At 36.2% G+C, this 17,844-nt stretch carries 8 protein-coding genes; all 8 read right to left on the bottom strand.

Annotated elements, in window-relative coordinates:
- Positions 1–110 precede the first annotated feature (110 nt).
- Positions 111–1,661, bottom strand: a complete 1,551-nt coding sequence (locus ABID42_RS03895) for a sodium:solute symporter family protein (protein WP_367282524.1) — start codon at positions 1,659–1,661, stop codon at positions 111–113.
- A gap of 167 nt (positions 1,662–1,828) precedes the next feature.
- Complete coding sequence (locus tag ABID42_RS03890) at positions 1,829–5,347, bottom strand: malectin domain-containing carbohydrate-binding protein (RefSeq protein ID WP_367282523.1); 3,519 nt, start codon at positions 5,345–5,347, stop codon at positions 1,829–1,831.
- Positions 5,347–8,154 carry a glycoside hydrolase family 95 protein gene (locus ABID42_RS03885; protein WP_367282522.1) on the bottom strand — a complete coding sequence of 936 codons (2,808 nt, stop codon included), beginning with the start codon at positions 8,152–8,154 and terminating at the stop codon, positions 5,347–5,349. The genes ABID42_RS03890 and ABID42_RS03885 overlap by 1 nt, the downstream gene beginning before the upstream one ends.
- Before the next feature lie 108 nt (positions 8,155–8,262).
- A complete protein-coding gene (locus tag ABID42_RS03880; protein ID WP_367282521.1) occupies positions 8,263–9,810 on the bottom strand; it encodes an MGH1-like glycoside hydrolase domain-containing protein in 1,548 nt (515 codons plus the stop codon).
- A gap of 60 nt (positions 9,811–9,870) precedes the next feature.
- Entirely contained in the window at positions 9,871–12,633 is a 2,763-nt protein-coding gene (locus tag ABID42_RS03875; RefSeq protein ID WP_367282520.1) for an alpha-d-galacturonidase, read from the bottom strand.
- 322 nt (positions 12,634–12,955) lie between these two features.
- Complete coding sequence (locus tag ABID42_RS03870; protein WP_367282519.1) at positions 12,956–15,148, bottom strand: alpha-L-rhamnosidase-related protein; 2,193 nt, start codon at positions 15,146–15,148, stop codon at positions 12,956–12,958.
- A gap of 18 nt (positions 15,149–15,166) precedes the next feature.
- On the bottom strand, positions 15,167–16,750 hold the full coding sequence (locus ABID42_RS03865) for a sodium:solute symporter family transporter (RefSeq protein ID WP_367282518.1): 1,584 nt from the start codon (positions 16,748–16,750) through the stop codon (positions 15,167–15,169).
- A complete protein-coding gene (locus ABID42_RS03860) occupies positions 16,750–17,838 on the bottom strand; it encodes a Gfo/Idh/MocA family protein (RefSeq protein ID WP_367282517.1) in 1,089 nt (362 codons plus the stop codon). Before ABID42_RS03860 ends, ABID42_RS03865 begins: the two co-directional genes overlap by 1 nt.
- Positions 17,839–17,844 lie beyond the last annotated feature (6 nt).

The raw sequence follows: 17,844 nt of genomic DNA, 5'->3' as shown, positions 1-17,844 counted from the left end.
TAAACAGGAATAATCTGTTCATTCGAATCCAAAAGGGCACAGAAGATTCAGGGTGAAAACACTAACGTTTACACCAAAAATTTTAATGATTAAATATTGTTATTTCTTTATTATGCTCGTTTTTTAAACTTTGTAATCAGGATTCCCGTCAGAAAAATGCTAAGTGTTCCTATTACAATAATCATGTTTTTATGCAGTGTATTTCTCAAAAAAGCATACTCTTCTGGAATACTCGGAGAGAAAGTCATCCAGATAATTACTAAAATTCCAATTATCGTAGCAATCAATGCTTCGTGATTTTTACTTTGGCGACTTATGATTCCTAATAAAAATAAACCTAACATTCCAGCCGCAAAAATTCCTGATAATTGCCACCAAACATCCAAAATACTTTTTACACCAATCATCGCAATTCCCGTTCCCATTCCCAACAAACCAAAGACAACCGTAGCGATATGGAGTAAATTCATTTGTTTCTTTTCACTATTGTCTTTACTGATGTATCGTTGATAAATATCTACAGAAAAAACAGTCGCCGATGAATTCATTCCTGAACTAATGGTACTCATCGCCGCTGATAAAATTGCGGAAATAATTAAGCCCATTAATCCCGCTGGGATTTTCGTTACCATAAAATGTGGCATTACTTTATCTCCATAATCTGCTGGTTGTAAAGTTGCCATCATTGCCTGAATTTCTGTTGGCGATGCGTTGGGTAATCGCTCAAGTGCAACCTGATGTTTTACTGCTTCAATCAGTTCTGGATTTACCTGATAATAGGCAAATAAACATGCGCCTATTACAAAGAAAATTAAAGACGCTGGCACATATAACCACACACAAAGCCATAGTGATTTTGACGCTTCTTTTACCGATGATGTGGTATGATAACGTTGGATATAGTTTTGATCCATCCCAAAATTATTGAGGTTAATAAAAAAACCATATAACAAAACTACCCAGAACGATGAATCCACAAAATCAGGCGAAAAACTGCCTAAACTAAACTTATTATTTGCTACACCAATATCAATAATTTTACCAACTCCACCTTGCATCTCACTGATAATCAGATACAAAATCAAAATAGCGCCAAAGGTTTTTATCACTGCCTGAACTACTTCTGTCCAGATAACTGCCTCAATTCCACCTAAAACAGTGTAAATAATGATACAAACACCCATCACCAACATGATTAATTCCATCGAATAACCTGTAAGTGCCTGTAAACTAAGGGCAATTCCAAAAAAAATGGAACCCATTCTAGCCAATTGTGTCAATAAAAAACAAACTACAGCGTAAGTTCTAGCCCAAGCACCAAAACGATGTTCGAGGTGCGTATAAGCGGATACTTCTCCCGTATTTCGATAAAAAGGCACAAAATACTTCGACGCAACCCAAGCCGCCAAAGGCATCGATAAACTGAATACAAAAGCATTCCAATTACTCCCGAATGCTTTGCCCGGCACACCTAAAAAAGTGTTACTACTCAAAAAAGTAGCATAGATAGATGCTCCGATTGCCCAACCCGGAATTTTACCAGAGGCCGTTGTAAATTGCTCAGCGTTTTTATTCTTTCTCGAAAAATAAAACCCTACCAAAACCATCCCAATTAAATAAATAATAATGATGGATAAATCAAAAAATGGAAGGTTTTTCATGTATGCTAAATCGGGATTCTATGATTATAAAACTGTATTTTGTTCTATATTCAACAGTACAAATATACAGTAGTATTTCTCTGGTTATTTATAGGATTTTTCTTTTGTATTATACGATATTATCTTCTTCTGAAAATTTTTGCTGACTTTCTAGACAAATCAGCAATTTATTGCACATCAATAGCATCAAGGCTTAGATTTTCAGCATCTTCAGCTATCAATTTTATTTGATACGTTCCTGCATTAATCATTGTTCCAGTACTTGTGCTGTAATAACTCCATTTTCCTTTTTTTGAAGGTGGAAAAGAAATTAAATCTCCTTTTTTTATCACTGTGCCATTCGTAGCAACAATCGCTAATCTTGCCTGCAAAACTTTTTCAAGAGGATTATGATACTTTATCGTTAGCGAATAAGTATCTGCAACCCCCACTGAAATTGTCCATTCTAAAGCATCGCCAGATGGTTTTTTGAATGAAACTCTTTCTTTTTCCATCAAAATTTCTTTCACTGCTCCTCCTATCAATTTACCTTCTATGGCTTTATAACTTTTTACCGTTTTTAAATCATAAGCGGGTTCAATGGTACTGCTTTGGTTTATCATCAACAAGTAATGTGCTGAATTTTCAGGATTTTTACCCAGCGTTAGCTCCTCTCCTACCGATAAGCGTTTTCTTAACACTTTATAAGCTGTATTGTTTTGATAAGTACTTTCGATAAAAGAACCCGTTTCTTCAAAACTAGCAAGCCAATCTGGTTTTTGAATGACTGATATTGGTATCGCCACAAAAACATCAATATTTTCTATAGCTGTAAATGTAAGCTTTTCTGTGTTCTGATTTTGGGCAAACTGTAGGGATGTTGCACTGTACAAATTTGAAGGCAAGGATACAAATTGGGCATTATTGTCTGAATATACTTTATCACCTGTGTCCAACCAATATTGCATTTTTGTATCAGTATTTGCTTCTTTTACATGAATTAAGCATGATTTTTGGGCAACCTCACTTAATTTTTTATCCAAACTCGCAATGGCAATGGCTGAAATAAGTGCTTGCCCAGCCTTAACATTCGGAAAAGAAATCACCAATTGACCGCCTTTTATTTTTACTTTCACTGTTTTCTTCAATGCGCCATCGTGTCCTGTTTCTTTCCAAATATCTACATTTTTCAAGACCGTTTGCTCATTCACGGCCACATCAAATAAACGCCAAGCTGAACAATCTATGCCACCACCTGTACCAAGCCAAGGTTCTGTAAAATACAATTCTACTAAATATTCTCCGTCTGGAACATTGAAATGATACTTCAATTTTTCACGTCCGTAACGAAATGTTTGAAATAATTGCCAATCTTTCGTACCAGAAATTGGGTCATTCGTTTTTCTTTGACTAGCAAAAAAACTTGGCATTCCTTTAAAATCATCTGCCCAAGAACTTGAACCCCAAGTATTTTTTTCGGTTTTATGTTGGTCGGCTAACCACGTATTTCCTTCATGGTCGATGTACTGATTCCCACCACAATTTACTCTGTACAAATATTGGTAATCTTTTTTGGCACTTACTACTTCTGATTTAGCCGAATAAAGACTCTGAAAATGTGGCGCTTTCGGGAGATGATTGAGTACAATATAGTCTTTTGCAACAGCTTTTCCATTTACATAAGCCACCGCATACAAAACATTATATTGAATATCCACGCCATCCCATTGAAAATGTGTGCCAATGCCATTTCGTTTTATTTTCCCTAAAGAAACATGATTGACGTCGTTAAATAATTCTACTTCATCGGCATTAGAATAAACAACGATACTATCTTTTTTGCCCGTTTTAGTCCATCGATCTGCCCAAGTATGTGAGGAAATATACACCATTGGCTCTTTTTCCTTTGAAGCATAATTTGCCCGAAACATATAAAAAACGTCTAGTGGTTCTTCCCAAGGTGTTAATAATCCTTTGTAATTCACAGGACCAACACGGTCGATTTCTCGCAAACCTTCTCCTCCTTGTACTCTTCCCGGATTATCATGCGAATTGAATAACCAAAAGAAATGTCCCGTCGTTTTCTCTTTCGCAGCTTCCGCCAAACGTACTTTCAATTCCATCAAATTAGTCATTTTGTCTTCGCTGAAACCTTGATTTTTATGTAAATCTATGGTTCTCCAAGCGCCATATTCACCAATTAATACTTGTCTTTCAACGTCTTCTCCATATAAATTTGGGTCGCCTCCATAAGTACCTGTCCAGTTTTGCGGAACATCCCAATCTGTCCCTTTTCCTCCGTTGCAAGTCGTTATTTTTCTCTGAGAAGAAGCCGTTGGGTCTAACTGACGAATCAATGCTGTACATTCTTTAGCAAAATCTTCGGGCAAAGTACTTTCGTTTTCTAAACCCCAAAGCACAATCGAAGGACTATTTCTACGTTCCTTAATCCAATCTTTTAAAAGTGTTTTAAAATTTTCTCTGAAAGCAGGCGTATCGTACCAAACATGTGCCGCCATTTGTGGCCACCACAAAATTCCCGATTCATCCCAATATTGATGATAACGTAAATTATGAGGTTGATGCGCATCCCGAAAGGCGTTGAAGCCAGCCGCTTTAATTTGTTGTACTCTAGCATGAATTTGCTCTTTGCTGAAAGCATGGCTATTGCCAATCAGATGCTCGTATTCTGCAATGCCATTGATAAAAACAGGCTTTCCATTCAATAAAAACTGTTTGGCGCCTTTTTTACCAATTGGCCAACTGATGGTACGAATGCCATAATCTGTTTTTATTTCATCAATCAAATTACCATTTTCAATGATTTTAGTGCGTACTTGATACAAATACGGATTTTCAATCGACCAAAGTATTGGATTTTTAATTTCAGAAAATTGTTGATTGATATTAGCAACGGTATTGGAAGCAAGGGTAATTTTTGAACTTATTTCACTTACTTTCTGTCCATTTTTATCGAATAATTCATTGAGAATTATCAGTGATTTAAGCTTATTGCTGTAGTTTTTAATTTCTGCAGAAAGATGCAATAAAGCAGATTTTTCAGAAGCAGTGGAATCATTCCAGATATGAATTCCGAAAGGTTGAATACGTACTTCATTCGTAATGACTAAATGCACAGGACGAAAAATACCCATCGGTTGCGAACCTTCCGAAAAACCACGTTCGGGAGAACAGCCACCACAAACCCAAGGTAAATCTTGAATATTTGCAGGATGGTCGGCACGAACAGCCAAAGTATTTTCTTGATTCTGACTTAAAATAACGTCCTTCACATCCAAAGTAAAAGTAGTTCTTCCACCTGCATGAGTACCCACTTTTTTACCATTCAGCCAAACAGTTGCATAAGAACTTACGCCTTCAAAATACAGAAAAAAACGTTTTCCATTTTTGAGTTCTTGTACTTTAAACGTTTTACGATACCACGCATAGCCATGTTTGTTCCCATGAAGCATTCGGCGATAACCTTCGTACTGATCCCAATTGTGTGGCACATTTACTTTTTTCCAATTTTTGACAGAAAAGGTACTTATTTCAAAACCTGGAAAATTATCAAGCGAATCTTTAGCAGTAGTAAACCAATTATTATCTAATGAAATATCTTTCCGAAGAAGTGATTGAGCTTTAAACTGCGTTGAATTCAACAACAAAAAAGCCAAACAAAATAAACTATAAAAGCATCTTTTCATTATTTCAATTCACCATTAAATGTATAAACTTTCCCTTTTGTCGTTTGGAAATCTATTTCCTTCTTTCCGTATCTCAAATAACAATGTTCTCCTGCTTTTGAAAGAATTTTCAGGCTCGTCAACTTTCCATTTTTCCAAGTAAAATCTAATTCAAAACCGCCTCTGGCTTTAATGCCTTTTACAGTTCCTTCTTGTAAATCAGTGGGTAAAGCAGGAAAAATATCAATGTATTTGGTATGACTTTGTAAAAGCATTTCGGCAATGCCAGCCGAGCCACCAAAATTTCCATCAATCTGAAATGGCGGATGTGCATCAAATAAATTGACATAAGAACCGCCCGTACCACTAGCGGGACGAATAAGCATTTTTACCATTTTCATAGCATGGTCGCCATCTTTGAATCTTGCCCAAAAATTAATTTTCCAAGCTAAACTCCAACCTGTTCCTTCGTCGCCACGATAAATTAAGGATTGTCTAGCCGCCTTCATTATTTCGGGAGATTCTTCCCAAGTAATATCATTGCCAGGATGCACGCCCCATAAATGTGAAACATGACGATGTCTGTTAGTAGTATCATCTTTGTCTTCCAACCATTCTTGCAATTGACCATATTTCCCAATTTGATTTGGTGCAATCTGTTTGTATTTTGTCAATAAAGTATCTCGAAATTTCTCGTCTAAATGTAATACTTTACTTGCTTCAATACAGTTTTTAAACAGATTTCTGATAATCTGATGATCCATCGTTGGACCAGCCACCAAGCCACCATTTTCAGGAGAATTCGCTGGTGTACTGATTAACCTACCAGTTTTAGGGTCTTTTACCAGAAAATCAACAAAGAATTCCGCCGCTCCTTTCATGATAGGATAAGCGTTGTTTTTCAAGAAATTTTTATCTTGGGTAAACAAGTAATGTTCCCAAAGATGCTGACTCAGCCATCCGCCACCACTCACCCAAATCCCATGATTTGAAGCATTGATGGGCGCAGTTCCTCGCCAAATATCTGTGTTGTGATGTACCAACCAGCCACGTGCATCGTAATGTGTTTTGGCAGTTTCTTTTCCATTTTTTGCCAATTCTTCAATCATCTTGAAAAGTGATTTATGCATTGGCGAAAGATTGAGTACTTCGGCTGGCCAATAATTCATTTCTGCATTGATGTTGGTGGTGTATTTACTTCCCCAAGGCGGCGTGAGTAAATCATTCCAAATGCCTTGTAAATTGGCTGGATGCGTGCCTAATCTTGAAGAAGAAATCAACAAATAGCGACCGTACTGCACATACAATGCTGCAAATGATGGGTCTGAATGATGTTGAAATTGTTGTATTCTTTCGTCGGTCGGAAGATTTTCGTACTTGTCTTTTCCAAAATCAATCGAAAAAGTATTGTAATATTGTTGATACTCTTGTAAATGTTTTTGTTTGATTTTGGTGGAATTTTGGGAAGAAGCAAGCTTACTTTTTTGAATATTGGCTAGTCTTTGCTGACAAATGGCGAAAGGATTTCCCGAAGTGTTTTTATAATCAATAAAGTTTGTAGCAGCGACTAAATACAAGCTTACTTCGTCGGCATTTTCAACTGAAATCTTATTATTTTCAGTCGAAATCTTTCCGTTTTTTGCTTGAATCAATAAATTACTTTCTCCTTTCAAAACCCCATTTCTAACAGCTACTGATAAACTTAAAGTATGTTTATCAAGCTGACGAACAACATATTTTTTATGTGGACTGCTAAAACTTGCATCAAAACTGATACTTTTTAACTGACTGGCTGAAAGGTGAATAACGATTGCTTGGTCTGGTTCGCTGGCAAAGTATTCTCTGGTAAATTGAATGCCTTTTGAAGTATAGCTTGTTCTAGCAATCGCTTCCGAAAGCGACAATTCACGTTTATAATTGGTGAAATTTTGAAGTCCTTTAAAATCAAGAGACAAATCTCCAAAAGGCTGATAATCTGCTTGATATTTCCCAACGGCTGGCGGTTCATCATTTTGAATAAAGTATTTCCAATCTTTTACCAAAGAAATTCTTTGTTCGCCATTTTCATTGGCTGGATAAATTCCGATGTGGCGAGTTGTGTCTTTGTAGCCCGCAATTCCGCCTTTGTCGAAATAATTTATTACTTGAATGGCGATGCTATTTTTCCCAACTATTAATACTTCCGCAGGAATTACATACTTCCTGACGTCTGTATTATTGGTACTTCCAATTAATTTTCCGTTGATATAAGTAAAATCTTGGTCACGGACTCGGTTTAAATCCAATATCAAATTTTTACCTTTCCAGTTTTCAGGTAAATCAAAAGTTGTTCTGAACCAAAGTGCGCCGTCTAAACCTTCAAAACCTACAGTTTCCCAACCTTCATAAGTTGGCACTTTAATCGTTTTCCAAGCTGAATCATCAAAATTTTCTGCGGCTGGATTTCCCACAAAACCTTTTAATTGACGAATTTCTGCTAACCATTCTTCACGTTTCCCATCGTTACTTTTGGTTCCCATGAATTTTTCTTCCGCCAGTTGTTCCGCTTCTTTTTGCTTCCCTTCTTGTAATAATTGTCGAATTTTACCTAAGTATTTAGCAGCGTCAGGATGATTATAATTGCGTGGTTCGCCCGTCCAAAGCGTTTCTTCATTGAACTGAATTCTGTCCTTTTCAACACCTCCATAAACCATTGCGCCAAGTCTTCCATTTCCAATTGGTAAAGCATCCGTCCATTTTTCCGCAGGCTTTTTGTACCAAAGTTTATACGCTTGGGCATTGGTCAGCAATGGCAAAAAAATGAAAAGAGCAAGACTTTTTAAGTTCATGAGTTCTGCGTTTGTGAGTCTATGAGTTTAGGATTTATGAGTAAAAAGTTCATGAGTTTAAGGTTTATGAGTAAATAAAATCTACTCATAAACCATAAACTCATGAACTCATAAACTCGCCTTCAATTCTTTTAATTTTTTAGCTTTAGCGATTTGTTTTCCGTCAACAAATGCCATGAAACCTTTCCCTTTTCCGTACTTTTTACCCGTTTTATCCCAAAGAATTGTCAGGTTTTTTCCGTGATAAAAAACGTTGTCTAAACAAAACCAATCCCATTGTTTTTCAGAAATTAATGGCTTGATTTCAAGAACATTATCTGCTCTTGGCTTTAATCCAACCAAATCGTTAATAATCAAATCTGCAAAGCTTGAGTGATTATAAAACTTACTTCTTGGATTATCACCTTTAAGCCATTCTCCATTTTTTTCATCCTGATATTCCCCCAAGTACAATTTGCCATTCATTTGATGCGAATTGGCATATTTGTGTAATTCATCGTAAAAAACTTGAGCATTCATCGCTCCGTGATTCTTATAATTTGTTAACAAATTCGATAAGCCTTTTAAAGTTTGGGTCGTGGCATAAGGCCAAAGTGGGCCGTCCCATTCGCAACCATGACCAGAACCGTGTGTTCTAAATAATGGATGACGACGTTCGGCAGTAGTAAGTCCCCAAGGTGCTTTAAAACCCGTTGTATCAATCAGTTGATTCCATGCTTTAGCGACATTCGCTTTATCATCTGGCAAATTAAAGTACCAAGGAATAAACCCAATCGCCTCACGAGCATCCGAAAATCCATTTGTCTTTTCAAGTTTTACTTTGAAGAAACTAGCTTTTTGATCCCAAAGATTATCAATAGTCAATTTTCTAAGTTCTATTGCTTTTGCTTCATATTTTTGAGCTAAAGTATCATTCTGCGCCAACTTCGCCATTGCCACTAATGCTTTTGCATTTCCATACATATAACTATTGATGGTCGGGCGAATATTTTTATCTTTTCTGCCACCGCTGATAGATTCTTCCATCGCATCTTTTACATCAAATTGATAGAAAAGCTGATTAGGCAATTGCTTTTCTACTTCCCATTTTCTGTAATCGGCCTCTAATGTCAAAAGATTTTTTTCGATAAAAGCTTTATCTAAATTGACCAAATAACGATTGTAAACCGCATCGTCAATCCAACTACTGAAACCATGAAAACGCTGAACAGTATGCTTCGGGTCAACATCTAACCAGAACGAAGTATATTCATTGATATATTGCTGATTACGCAACCAACGTCCTTCATAAATATGGTGTCCCAACGCACTACTTACGGCATTGTGCTTACCTGCGTGATTTACTTTGGTGATAAATTCTGTAAAAATAAAGCCATCGGGTGTTTGTTTGAGATGCTTGCGCAATGCCCACCAACGATAATAATATACTTTTTGAATGACAGAGTCTGGACATTCAAACAAAGGAATATTCTGTGAAAGCCATTCGAAAGATTGGGCATTTGGCACAAAATTCACGACTGCTTCATCGTCTGAGGCGTTAAATTCTGTGACAAAGTTTTTAAGTTTATCTGTCGATAAAATGTTTGCTTTTTGGGCGAAAGTATTACTTATTACAAAGAGTAAAAGTATGGAGATAAGATGTGATTTATATTTCATTATTTGAACCTTTTAAACCTATAAGGTTTTAGAAACCTTATAGGTTTGAGATTAGATTAATTACTCAAATAGCCAATCAATATTTTTCTTGTTTCCTGCTAAACCTGCATCTGAAATTGGGATTTCTTGATTCCCTTTCATAAAACCTACAACCAAACAAGCTCCTTTTCCTAAGTTCAATGTATGGGTGCCAGCTTTGAAAGAGTAAGCATGAATATTTACCGCTGGAAATCCTGCTATCAATACTGCATTTGAAATCTTAATTTCCGACTGACCGTAATCATTAGCACTTGCATCTGTTTCTAATTCAGGTGCTTGCAAGAATTTACGATTTTTATCATTAAAAAAGCCTACTAAAAGTTTTACGGGCTCTGTTGTCGTAAATGTCAAACTTGTTCCAACAGATTGTTGCTTTTCTCGGTTAAATTTCAAGCCTTTTAATTGCTTTAATTGAATGGCTAAATCAGAAATTGCTGATAAAGTATCTGTGAATACTTGCTGTCCTTTTTCGTTTTGATAAAACCCTTCAACACCAGCAGAAACTTTTACATCTACACTTTCAAAAAGTGTAGCTTGTTTTACTATTACATTTTTTTGTGATTTCAGAGAATCAATTGAAAACTTAAAACGAGCTAATTCTTTTTGATACACTGGCAACATTTCTTCCCAATGAATAAAAGTAGCATCCACACCACGCATCGGAATTTTACGCTGTTTGGTTTGCATGCTGTTGGCATACAAATACGCATTTTTAGTATATTTTACTAAATCTGAAAAATGATTTACACTACTTTGTAAAAGCGGTAAAGCTTTTTCTAAATCCTTCACATCGTTTGAATATTTATAACGAAGTATCGAAAGACTTGCTCTTACTTTTTCTGCATAAAAATTCGCCATTGCATCATAGCAATAAGTATCATTTTTCAAACGGTCGAATTCTGTTTTATCTTTGGTGACAAATTTGGCAGCTTTATCAATGGCTTCAACGGCTTTTTTACCATGTGCTACTACTTCATCTGCTACTCTTACAGGCGTTTCGCCAATGTGCTTTTCATTTTTCCATTCTTTCTCAGCATATTCTATAATCATTTCGCCTTCTGGTGCTTCCGATTCATACAGCATTGTAAACAAACCATAACGGAAAGGATTAATGAATTGTGTCATCAACATTCCTAAAGTAAGTGTTTGGCGATTCCCATCTGTAATGCCATAACGACGAAGTAATTTCGGAGAAATTTCTCCCGTTTCTTCCATTGCTGTCAAGACATTTTTGGCTTTTTCTTGCGGTAAGCCGTACTTTTTCGCTAATTCTTTTCCCCAATAATTTACTTCATTTTCTCGTTTTCTGTTTGAATTCCAAGCGTATCTTGCCCAAGTTTTGTACCACATCCAATCACGGTCAATTTGCAATAAACGTTTGTCAGTTTTATCTGCCGTAAATGGCCAATCCCAATAAGACGCTTGTGGATATAAGTGCAAAGCATTAGCTTCATAAATACTGTGCATTGCCAAAACTGATTTCTGAATAAAATCGGGCGAGCTATAACGGAAAGGCTCAAGATTGGCTAAAATATGTACATTTTCTACATGAACCGTTCCGATTCTACTGAGTTTTCTATGCAATTCTGCCCAAGAACCTCTTGGCGTATAAGTTGTCAAGGCTTCTCCGTTGAATTTTGCCATTGTAAATAAATTCTTGTAAAGTGGCAATGCTTCTTTCATTACTCTTGGTGCATCGGTGTCGTGTGCACGCAAAACAATCGGCGGTTCTGTCGTTTGTCCGATTGCCTTCAAACCATCTTGCACGCCCGGAATAATGGTTTTCGTAAACCAATCAACATCATCCTGACCAACGCCTTCCATGGCTTCCCCCAAAGTAATCAGCAAGCCAACATTTGGATATTTTTCAACAAAAGCGGCGATAGATTTACGAGTATAATCTGCAATAATGGGAATAATCGGACGGTTGCGGTCTTGTGTTTCAAGATTATGTTTTTCAGCAAAAGGTTTCGGAATGATAATATTGTAAAACATTTGAATCACCCAAATGCCTCTTTTGTCGGCTTCTTGGGTTAGAAAACGGAAAATATCTTCATTCTTTTTAAAAGTTTCGTCATCAACTTCTACCGCATAAGGATACTCTTTTAATTTCACTAAAGATGAAAAAGGATGTCCATTCCACAAGTACAAAGAATTATAGCGGTTTTCAACCATCATGTCCAAATACTGAATCCACATCGCTTTATCATAAAACCAAGGAAAACTTTCGGGCGTGTATGGATATTCGTAAGTTCCTCTTCCCGGCAATAAAGTCGTTTTCTGCAAACCGATACAAGTACCACGCAAAACCATTTCTGGTTGTTCGCTGATATTAATTTGTTCGGATAATTTCCCTGTTTCTTTAATTTGATTCACCAATTCCAAACAACCATACAAAACACCAGAAGCATCTTTTCCAATAATCAACATAGGTTTATCGATTGCTTTTGAGATAGAAAATCCTTCTTTTCCTAAATCCTTTTTATTGTCAAGATTGTATAAAGAAAGAGTATTTTGGAGCTTTTCATCAGATAAAGTACTTATGACGATGACACTCCCCGTTTCTTTTGTATTTGAAACAGCTTTAATCTTTACTTCATAGCCAATAGTTGTTAAAGCCGAACGAAGTTTCTCTACACCAAATTTGATACGAATTTGACTAGAATCCGTTATTAAAATTGTAGCTAAACGTTTTTTTTGTGGAATTATCTCAGCGAATGTTATCGCACTAAAGCTACAGCAAATGAGCAGGTTAAGGATAATATATTTCAAAAACTTATTCATAGAAATGAGTTGATGTATTGATAAAACGATTGGAGAGCTTTTGTATTTTTAAGAAAAATCTAATAAAGTATTAATAAAATTCAACTTGCCCAAAATAACGTTACAAATTTATTGTTAAAGCTAGGGCTTTTACTCTATCATTTTTTCTAACTATTGTACAATTTTATCATTTCTAAATGACAATGATTTTTTGATAAAAAGATTTCAAATCTATCAAGAAAGAACTTTCAAGCACAAATATTCAATTGAAGTATTTCTATTGGGCATTGACAATAAAAAAACGGACGAAAATTCGTCCGTTTTTAATCAATATTCCTAAATATTATAACCCATAAAATACTTCGTAAGTCTTGCCTTTTTCAAGCGTTAACTCATATAAATCATTTGCCAAAGCTTTGATTTCTCCATCTTTACTGCTTGGCTTTATTTTACTTTTAAACCTTAAAGTTCCAACTCCAGCTACACCAGTTACTTTGATTTGCTGCGTGCTACAATACACTTTTACATCGCCATCGGGTGTTGGAACTTTTCCTTCCATCCATTGCAAACCGCCTAATTGTGGTTCTACTAAATAGGTTTTATATGCGGCAGAAGTAGGTTTTACACCTAAGAAATATTTTCCTAACAAATAGATAGGACTTGCGCCCCAAGCATGACAAAGGCTTTTCCCAAACGGACGACCATACATGGCATAATGTTCATCCCCTTTTTTGGTAGGATTGTATTCTTCCCAGAAAGAAGTAGCGCCTAAATTCAACATCCCGCCCCAATAATCTTTCATTTCTTTTAATACATAACTTTGTTCGCCCAAAGCACAAAGTGCTTCTAACTCATAAAAACGCATATACGGTGTTGTAATTTTCTGAATTTTATCGTTCAAAAGTACATGTGTTTTAACATCTTGTTTTTTAGCTTCGTCGAGATAATTAAAGAAAATTGCAAACATATTGGCATAACGAGTTACATTTTCGGTTTGCTTTCCATCCACTCGGCTATGTACCAAAGCATGTTTTTCGTTGTTCCAATAATTGGTGAAAAGCTTTGCTTTTAGCTCCGTTGCCAATTGTTTGTACTTTTCTTCATTTTTGGTATCGTTCACAATATTGGCACAAGTTGCCATTGTTTCTAAACTTCTCGCCAAAAGCAATTGCTCAAAACTTACTTCTCCTTTTTTACTTAAACCTTCTGCCCAGTCGATAAAAACCCAATCGCCCGTTAAGCCTTCCATCATTCCATTGCTGTTTCTTCTTGACAAACAGTAATCCATCAAACTTTGCATTCTTGGATAAAACTGTTGAATAAAAGTTTTATCGCCCGTATATTGATAATAATCGTTGATGCCGATAAACCAATAAAAGGTATAATCCATGATGGTATTGATGTGACTTGTCACGGGGTCTTTTCCTCTGAGTGCCAATAAAGTACGAGTAACCGAAGGAGAATCGAACAATAAATAATAGTTCATCAAATAACTTTGATAAGCATCGCCCGACCAAATCCAGCGGTCACGTTTGATTCCGTCAATGAAAAACTCACGAGTATTCAAATGAAAAGTATAGTTTGAAACATCATAAATTTTATTGATTTGTTCGTCAGAACAACGGAAACCGCCACGGTCGGCTACAGGTAAAAACTCATACAACATCGATACTCCATCAAGCGAAACGCCAGCCTCAAATTGCACATTTACAAAACGAAAAGCTTTTGAAAGCTCCATCGTCATATCTTTTTTATTGGCTTCATTTACTTCAATTTCGTCTAAAGTTTCGCAAGTTTCAGTCGCCAAAGCTTCTTCTTTAGATTCTCCGTAGTAAATTTTTAGTTTCCCTTTTCCTTTTAAACCTTGCAATTTGATAAAACCAAAAGTCTCTTTGCCAAAGTCCAATAAAAGACTTTGTGACTTTCTTTCTGTTTTTACAGCTTGTTGAATTTTAGTGTCTAATTTGAATTTTGAAGGAGGCGTTAAAGCCGAGTTAAAATTCCAGAAACCTGCATTGAGCCATTTTGTACCAGATTGGTCAGAAGCTTTTCCTGTTTCATCAATCCATTCTTTGTCTTCAAAAGTAACGAGCCAAGAAGCATCTGAAACCACTTTTTTGCCTTGCACAAAAATGGCAGGAACACGGTCTTGACAAAATACTTTTAAACTAACTCTATGTTTTCCAGCAGGTACAGTGATTTTTTTCGGAAAACCAGCAATTGCTTTTCCATCAATTTTTACATTGAATTGTCCTTCTACAGTCAATAAAACTTCTTCAGCAACGGGCAAATCAAAATCTTTATGAAAATCAACTAAATTATAATGACTGTCCAATTTCCAAAATGGCGGGAAAAACGAACCACGTTCTGTTCTTCTGTTTTGCATTTTGTTACTCAACCAAACTTCAAAATCACCAGGATACCAAATCCAAGTAGCTTGATTTTGAGCCAAAGTAGGTGAACAAAAAGACAGGAAAGTCAAGACTGCCAGCAGCTTTGTTTTCAATGAGATTTTTGTGGAAAGTATTTTCATCATTTTAAAATTGAATTTTCATTAGTTAAAAAAAAGGTAAAGTCCAATCATGACAATCGTTAATAAAAGCCACGAAATCCATACTTTTTTACTTGGTTTTTCAATGCTATTTTGTTCCTCTAAAGTTGCCAAATAAACGGTTGGTGCTTTGTCTAACAATGAAATAATCATCGCCAACACTGCTAAGAAAGCAAAAATGAAAAAAGAAAGTAATAGATAATGTGGCCAAATAGGATATTTATCAGGCGTAAAAACCCAGAGATACATTACTCCTACACCCAAACTAAAGACTGAGCCTGCCGAGAGAATGAAGTTTACTGCTTTCTTGGTAGTTCTTTTCCAGAAAACAGTCAATAAAAAAACAACAGCTAAAGGTGGCGCAATAAAGCCCAAAACCGATTGAAAAACATCGAATAAATTCAAGCCTTTGATACTATCAATTGCCAAAGCCATCATGATAGCAAAAAAACAACCCGCAATTACCGTCATACGACCAACCCTGATAATTTCATTATTGGTAGCCTGAGGATTGATTTTCTTCAAATACACATCCATCGTAAAAACGGTACTTAAAGAATTTAAAGAAGAACCAATCGTTCCGACAAGTACTGCAATCAGTACAACGATGACCAAACCATTCATGCCGGGCGGGAAAAGATTCGTCACCATCGTCATATAAGCTTCAGATGGGTCTTTTAAATTCGGGAAAAGTATGTAGCATAAAATTCCTGTCAGGATAAATAAAGGCAAAGAAAGTATTTTAAGCCAAGCGATAAAGTTTACGCCTAATTGACCTTGCTCCAAATTTTTCGCACCTAATACCGATTGAACCATTGCTTGGTCGGTACAGAAAAAAGCCACTGCAGCTACTGGGTAGCCTAATAAAATGGCGTACCAAGGATATTTTGGGTCGCTTGCAGGATGAATCAATGTCCAATAATCAGCAGGAACGCTGTGATATACTTTGGAAATTCCACCGACTTTAATAACACCCAAAACAGTAAGCGTCAGTGAAACTGCAATCAGTAAAATCATTTGGAAAACATTTACTTTAGCAATGGCTTTGAGTCCGCCTGCAAAAGCAAAAAGTCCAGCAAACAATACCAAAACAATCACTGATTGCCACATCGGAATGCCCAAGATTTGTCTTACTAAAAACCCACCAGCGAACAAGCCTAATGATAACCAAGAGATTAAAATTTTTATCAAAGCATACCAAGCTAAAATTGTTTGGGTAGAATCGCCATAGCGTTTTCCCATGAATTCAGGCATGGTACTTACATTTGCAGCTAAGTATTTTGGAGCAAAAACAATTGCCAGCAAAAACAAAAAGACAAAAGCGTACCAATCAAAATTAACGGCTACAATTCCAGTACTGTAACCGATACTGGCAAAGGCAAGTAACATAGATGGTCCCACATTTGTCCCCCACATATTAAAGCCAATGCTTGACCAACCCAAAGATTTATTGGCTAAAAATAAGGTTTCTTCTTTATCAGATTTGTCTGAAAAACTTGCTCGGTAACCAATAACAATCAATATCACCAAGTAGGCAACAACGATGCTATAATCTAAAATGGTTAGGCGTTCTACAATGCTTCCCATTATCTATGATTATTTAAAATGTCTGCACTTAATTGATGCGTCGCCAATACATCGGCAATTTTTACGGGTAAACCTGTTTGTAAAGATTTATCCATTGCCTGCAATAAAGCCACAGTTCCAACGCCCTCTTTGATGTTTGGATAAGCCGTTTTGCCACTTTCAAGACAATCGGCAAAGTATTCTAAATAATTTTGGTACTCGCCAGCATGGTGACTTTTCCCTTCAAAACGGAAGTAATGTTTTAGCTTATGTTCCCACGTTTGTACAATTTCTTCGCCCGTATTTGTGGTAACAGCATAACGTAAATCCATATAATCGGCTTGGCTGCAGCCTTCTGTTCCTCTTAAAATACAACTCATTTCGCTATCACGCACCACGGGCTGAACTGGGCCAGTATATGCACCACTTACTCTTGCAATTCTTCCGTCAGTCGCTTTAAAAATAAAGTGCATGGTATCGGCATTTTTCAAACCGCCTTTTAATCCATTTGAACTCAACATGCCATAACCCATTACTTCTTCAATGTTTGGCAAATACCATCTGATAAAATCTACTGGATGGCTCAAACCACCATAAAGCCATTTAAATGCATTTTCTAGCGACCAACCTTTGTCTAAAAACCATCTGTGGTCGGCATGATAATAGCCTTCAATCGTGATTAATTCACCGATTAATCCCGCTTCAAAATCGGCTCTTTGCTTTTTCATGGGTTCAAAAAAACGAGAGCTTTGTCCGACAAAAACTTTTTTGCCAGTACTTTCTGAAAGCTCAATTAATTCTTTTGCTTTCGATAAATCATCAATAAAAGGCTTGGTGCAAACAACGTGTTTGCCATGCAATAAAGCTTGTTTGGTATGTTCAGCATGAAATTTATCGGGCGTATAAATGGCGATAATATCAATACTTTTATCGTCTAATAAATTTTGATATTCAGTTGTATAATTGTGAAAGTCAAATTCTTTGGCTCTTTGCTTACACAAATCAATATTGCGGTCGCATACTTTTACCAGTTCTAATTTTGTACTTGCCAAAGCTGCCGACATTGTACTTCTTCCTTCTCCTAAACCTAAAATTCCTAATTTCAACATTTGTAT

The organism is Arcicella rosea (assembly GCF_040543805.1).
In the GTDB taxonomy this organism is placed as follows: Bacteria; Bacteroidota; Bacteroidia; order Cytophagales; family Spirosomataceae; genus Arcicella; species Arcicella rosea.
Note: the sequence above shows the minus strand (reverse complement) of the source record. Positions and strands in the feature narration are given on the sequence as shown.